The organism is Cellulomonas sp. P5_C6 (genome assembly GCF_054049635.1).
Window position 1 is genome coordinate 1 of record NZ_JBFULZ010000250.1, and the last position, 4,974, is coordinate 4,974.

General features: G+C 73.3%; 6 protein-coding genes. 2 read left to right on the plus strand and 4 right to left on the minus strand.

Going from position 1 to position 4,974, the window contains the following annotated elements; genetic code table 11:
* Together ACXJKG_RS19250 and ACXJKG_RS19255 are read right to left on the minus strand one after the other, a co-directional pair.
* A partial coding sequence (locus tag ACXJKG_RS19250; protein WP_456847341.1) for a hypothetical protein occupies positions 1–455 on the minus strand: 455 nt, incomplete at its 3' end.
* 3 nt (positions 456–458) lie between these two features.
* Positions 459–950, minus strand: a complete 492-nt coding sequence (locus tag ACXJKG_RS19255; protein WP_456847342.1) for a MarR family winged helix-turn-helix transcriptional regulator — start codon at positions 948–950, stop codon at positions 459–461.
* Between the two features lie 83 nt (positions 951–1,033).
* Here ACXJKG_RS19255 and ACXJKG_RS19260 point away from each other — a divergent pair, with 83 nt between their 5' ends.
* Positions 1,034–1,645, plus strand: coding sequence for an NADPH-dependent F420 reductase (locus tag ACXJKG_RS19260; protein WP_456847343.1), 612 nt, complete (start codon positions 1,034–1,036; stop codon positions 1,643–1,645).
* Positions 1,642–2,493, plus strand: a complete 852-nt coding sequence (locus ACXJKG_RS19265) for a VOC family protein (protein WP_456847344.1) — start codon at positions 1,642–1,644, stop codon at positions 2,491–2,493. The genes ACXJKG_RS19260 and ACXJKG_RS19265 overlap by 4 nt, the downstream gene beginning before the upstream one ends.
* A gap of 1 nt (position 2,494) precedes the next feature.
* Here ACXJKG_RS19265 and ACXJKG_RS19270 read toward each other — a convergent pair whose 3' ends face one another.
* Complete coding sequence (locus tag ACXJKG_RS19270; protein ID WP_456847345.1) at positions 2,495–3,379, minus strand: hypothetical protein; 885 nt, start codon at positions 3,377–3,379, stop codon at positions 2,495–2,497.
* Between the two features lie 42 nt (positions 3,380–3,421).
* Positions 3,422–4,974, minus strand: a 1,553-nt coding sequence (locus ACXJKG_RS19275; RefSeq protein ID WP_456847346.1) for a helix-turn-helix transcriptional regulator, incomplete at its 5' end; no start/stop codon positions are given.

The following is a 4,974-nucleotide window of genomic DNA, read 5'->3' on the forward strand; positions in this document are numbered from 1 at the left end:
GTGATGCCGACCATGTGCATGGTCTCGTGGGTGAGCACGTGCACGGCGACGACCTGGTCGAGCGTCGGGCGGGACTTGGTCGACCACAGCCACGCCCGCAGGTGGGCGCAGGGTGCCTGCTTGATCAGGGTCGAGCGCTCGGGGACGCCACCCGGACCCCACCGGACGAACCCGAGCTCGGGGCCGAGGTCGAGGAACGCCTGCCCGAGCCCCTGGCAGTGCACCTGCACGGGGCCGCCGGCGATCTCGACGGCGGCGCGCTGCAGCCGGTGCTCGACGACGGACTGGACGACGAGCGGGACCGCGCAGCACAGCGCGAGCACGAGGGAGAGCCCGACGCTGATCTTCGGGAACGGGGCCACCCGGCCCAGCGAGTCGACGCGGTTCAGCACCCACCGCACGGCGAGGGCCGCCGCGAGGGTGAGGAAGCCGATCAGCGTGAGGGTGAGCAGCACACCTCAGTCATCGGTCGGTGCGAGCTCCACCATGACGTGCGCGGGGTCGAGGACCTCGAGGATGCGGCTCATGACCCGGTCCAGGTCGGCGACGTCGGCCGCGGTGAGCGGGTCGATGACGGTGGCCAGGACGGTGGCGGCGTGGCCCGGTGCGGCGGCGACGACCGCGGTCCAGCCGTCGGCCGTGAGGATCGCGTTCGTCGCGCGGCGATCTTCGGCGCAGGGCTCGCGCCGGACCAGTCCGCGCTTCTCCAGCCGGCTGACCACGTGCGACAGGCGCGCGAGCGTCGAGTTCGTGTGCGCCGCGAGCGCCGTCATGCGTAGCGTGCGGTCCGGTGCCTCGGAGAGCATGGCGAGCGTGAAGTACTCGAAGTGGCTCAGGCCGGAGTCGCGCTGCAGCTGGGACTCGAGCGTGCCGGGGAGCAGCTCGACCACCGCGATGAGCTTCTTCCAGGCGCGCAGCTGCGCGTCGTCGAGCCATCGCACGTCGTCCATGTCGCCGACCCTATCAAATGCTTGACGCTACAACTATTAGCGCTAAGATGCTTGAAGCAACAACCAATCGAGGAGGAGACGCTGTGAGCACAGTGACGGTCATCGGGGCCGGGACGATGGGGGCGGCCATCGCGTGGCGGGTCGTCGCGGGCGGCAACGACGCCCAGGTGCTCACGCGGAACCCGGTCAAGGTCGCCATCCCCGGGGTCAAGCACGGGTCGGTCGGTGACCCGATCACGGGCGACATCGTCGTCCTCGCCCTGCCCTACGGCGCGTACGCCGAGGTGCTCGGGCAGTACGAGGGCCAGCTGGACGGCAAGGTGCTGGTCGACGTGTCCAACCCGATCGACCCCACGACCTTCGACGGGCTCGTCGTGCCGGCCGGGAGCTCCGCCGCCGCCGTCCTCGCCGAGCAGGTGCCGGGCGCGACCGTGCTCAAGGCCTTCAACACGACCTTCGGCGCCACCCTCACCAGCGGCGAGGTGGGCGAGGAGCGGACGACCGTGCTCATCGCTGGCGACGACGCGGACGCCAAGGCGCAGCTCAGCGGGATCGTGGAGGCCGGCGGCCTGCGGGCGGTCGACGCCGGGTCGCTCAAGCGGGCGCACGAGCTCGAGGCGTTCGGCTTCCTGCAGATCGCGCTGGCCGCGACCGAGCAGACGTCGTGGACCGGCGGATTCGGGCTGACCCGATGAGCGAGGTCCTGGACGGCCGCACCGACGTCGGCGCCGTCACCCTCAAGGTCGGCGACCTCGACGGCATGACCGACTACTACGCCCGGGGCATCGGCCTCGCGGTGCTGAGCCAGGAGGGCGACCGCGTGACCCTCGGTCGGCAGGGCGTGCCCTCGGTCGTGCTCGAGCACACGCCGCTGCTCAAGCACGCGCCGTCGTCCGCCGCCGGCCTGTTCCACACGGCGATCCTGTTCGACCAGCAGGCCGACCTCGCCTCGTCGGTCTTCTCGGTCGCGCGGCACTTCCCGTCCTCGTTCACGGGCAGCTCGGACCACCTCGTGTCCAAGGCGCTGTACTTCGACGACCCCGAGGGCAACGGCGTCGAGCTGTACTGGGACCGGCCGCGCGAGCAGTGGGGCTGGGAGAACGGGCGCGTGGCGATGGCGACCGAGTACCTCGACCCGAACGGCTTCCTGCGCGAGAACCTGGCCGACCCCGACGCGCTCGACGGCGCCGCCGCGGTGGGCCACGTGCACCTCAAGGTCGGCGACATCACCACGGCCCACCAGTTCTACGTCGACACGGTCGGCTTCGAGGTCACCGCCGAGTACGGCACGCAGGCGCTGTTCGTCTCCGCCGGCGGGTACCACCACCACCTCGCCATGAACACGTGGCAGAGCCGTGGTGCGCAGGGCCGGTGGCCCGCGCTCGGGCTGGGCGAGGTCACCATCGAGCTGCCGACGGCAGACGAGCGCGGCGCCCTCGGGGCCCGGCTGGCGAGCCGCGGCATCGCGGTCCGCGACGACGGCCGGGTGCTGGCGTTCGAGGACCCGTGGAACAACGAGATCCGGGTCGTGGTGGCGGACTGACTCAGGGGACCGGAGGGGCGGTCTCGACCGCCTCCTCGTTCCAGTTCTCCGCCGTCTGCAGCACCCAGAAGACGACGAAGAGCACGAGCAGGATCGCCTCCACGACCAGGATCGTCGCGAACCAGAGCGTGAACCCGGACAGCGCGGCGATCGCGTACAGGGCGGCGGCGACCACGATGGTCACGACCATGAGCAGGCTGATCACCTTGTAGGTGCCGGCGTACCCGTGCGGCGTCATGCCCCGCACGTTCCCGCGCTCCGGTGCGCGGCGGCCGTTGATCCACGCGACGGCGGCGATCAGGGCGAAGAACGTGATCGCCGACGCGTAGTGGGCCCCGGTCAGGAACGTGTTCCGCGAGAGGACGAACCAGAGCCCGAACGCCAGCCAGACCCCGGTGGCCACGAGCAGCGCGATCGTCATCGCACGGCCCCGCGGGCGGGCGCTCCACCACGCGAACACCAGCCCGACGCCGCCGACCACCAGCAGCGCGCTGATGTTGTTCTCGACCCCCGGCACCAGCTCGGGCGGCAGGCAGGTCTCGACGCCGGCCTCGCAGCCGCGCCGGAGAGGGGTCGGCACGAAGGCGACGACCGGGATCACCATGCCCGCGAGGTCGAGCAGCGCGTCCTCCCACCCGGGCCGGCCCTTGATCGCGATCAGCGCGGGGCCGATGGCGACCAGCGAGCCGATGAACACGGCCTTCACGGCGGTGTAGTAGTACGCGCTGATCGAGCCGAGGCGCGGGCTGTCGCCCCAGAGCATCTCGATCACGAGCGACGTCCCCAGCAGGAGCGCCATCCCGACGACGGACACGCGCAGGTACCGGTACGTCTTGCGGGTGGTCAGGTCCAGGGCCACGACCTCACCGGGTTCGTCTGCCGCCATCGTCGGCCACCTCCCGTCCTCGCACCGTACTCGGGTGACCCCTCAGTCCGGGAGCGCCTCGGCCAGCTCGCTGCGGGACCGGACCCCGAGCTTCAGGTACACGTTCCGCAGGTGGTACTCGATGGTCTTCGGGCTGAGGAACAGCGCCGCCGCGGCCTCCCGGGTGGTCCGGCCGCCGGCGAGCATGCGGGCGACCTGCAGCTCCTGCGGCGTGAGGTGGTCGAGGCCGGTGGCGCTGCGGCGCTGCGCGGTCTCCCCGGTGGCGCGCAGCTCGGCGGCCGCCTGGTCCGCCCACGGGACGGCGCCGAGGCGGTCGAACGTGGCCAGTGCGGCGCGCAGGTGCGGGCGGGCGTCGGTCCGGCGCTTGAGCCGACGCAGCCGGGAGCCGTGCGCCAGCTCGGTGCGCGCCGTCTCGAAGTCGTCGACCGTGTGCCCGTGGTACGCCAGCGCGACCCCGAAGCAGACGTCGACGTCGTCGTCCGGGCAGGTCAGGCCGGCCGACCGCGCGGCGCGGGCGAGCGACCACGGCTGACCCTTGACCTCCGCCCGCTCGGTCAGCGACGCGGCGAGGGCGGTGGCCTCGTCGTGCAGTCCGAGGTGCACCATCGCCTCGACCATCTCGGCGGCGGGCGACAGGTCGACGTCCACCAGCCCGAGCTCCGTGAGCAGGGCGTCCAGCTCCCGGTACTCGGCCAGCGCGCTCTCGGCGCGGCCGAACCCCAGCTCGAGCTCGGCCACCGCGTGCATCGCCCACGCCTGGAAGAAGCCGAGGTGGTGCGCGCGGGTGATCGCCAGGGCCTCGGCGGCGTGCGAGCGGCAGGGGTCGGTCGCGCCGCGGCGGGCCTCGAGCCACGCCAGGCCCGCCAGGCACGCGGCGACGTCCGTGGACTGCCCGGCCTCGCGCGCCAGGTGCACGGCCTCGGTGTAGCCGGCGACGGCGTCGTCCCAGCGGTCCGTCGTCGCCTGGTCGCGGGCCACGTAGAACAGGAGGGACGGCAGCCCGCCGATGTCGCTGCGGCGGCGGGTGTGGGCGACCACCGTCGGGATCACGTCCCGGCCGACCGCGCTCTCCCGCAGGTACAGGGGGCCGACGACGAGCCACGGGGCGAGCACCGGGTCCTCGAGGAACTRCTCCGCCTGCGCCATGGCCGTGCGCAGCAGGTCGGGCCCGCCGTTCCCCGCGAGCACCCCGGCGACGGCCGTGGCCATCAGCCCGACCCACGCGGCCGCCGGGGTGCGCGCCTCGATGTCCCCGATGCGGGCGGCGGCGGAGGCCGCGGTCGCGATGTCCCCGGCGAACTGGCTGGCCAGCACGCCGTCCGCCAGCAGCCGGATCGCGGCGTCCGGGTCCGCGTCGGCCGCCTCGATCCCCGCCGCGACGAGCACGTCCCGGGCGCGCTCGACCGATCCCGTGCGGGCGGCGACCGCGCCGTCGAGGGACGCCGCGCGGATCCGCAGGTCCGGGGTCTGCGGCAGCCGGGACGCGCGGGCCAGCAGGTCGACGGCCGTGTCCGGCAGCCCCGCCCGCCAGGCGCTCTCCGCGGCCGAGATCAGCCGCCGCACGCGGTCGGCGGGGTCCGGGGTGAGCCGGGCCG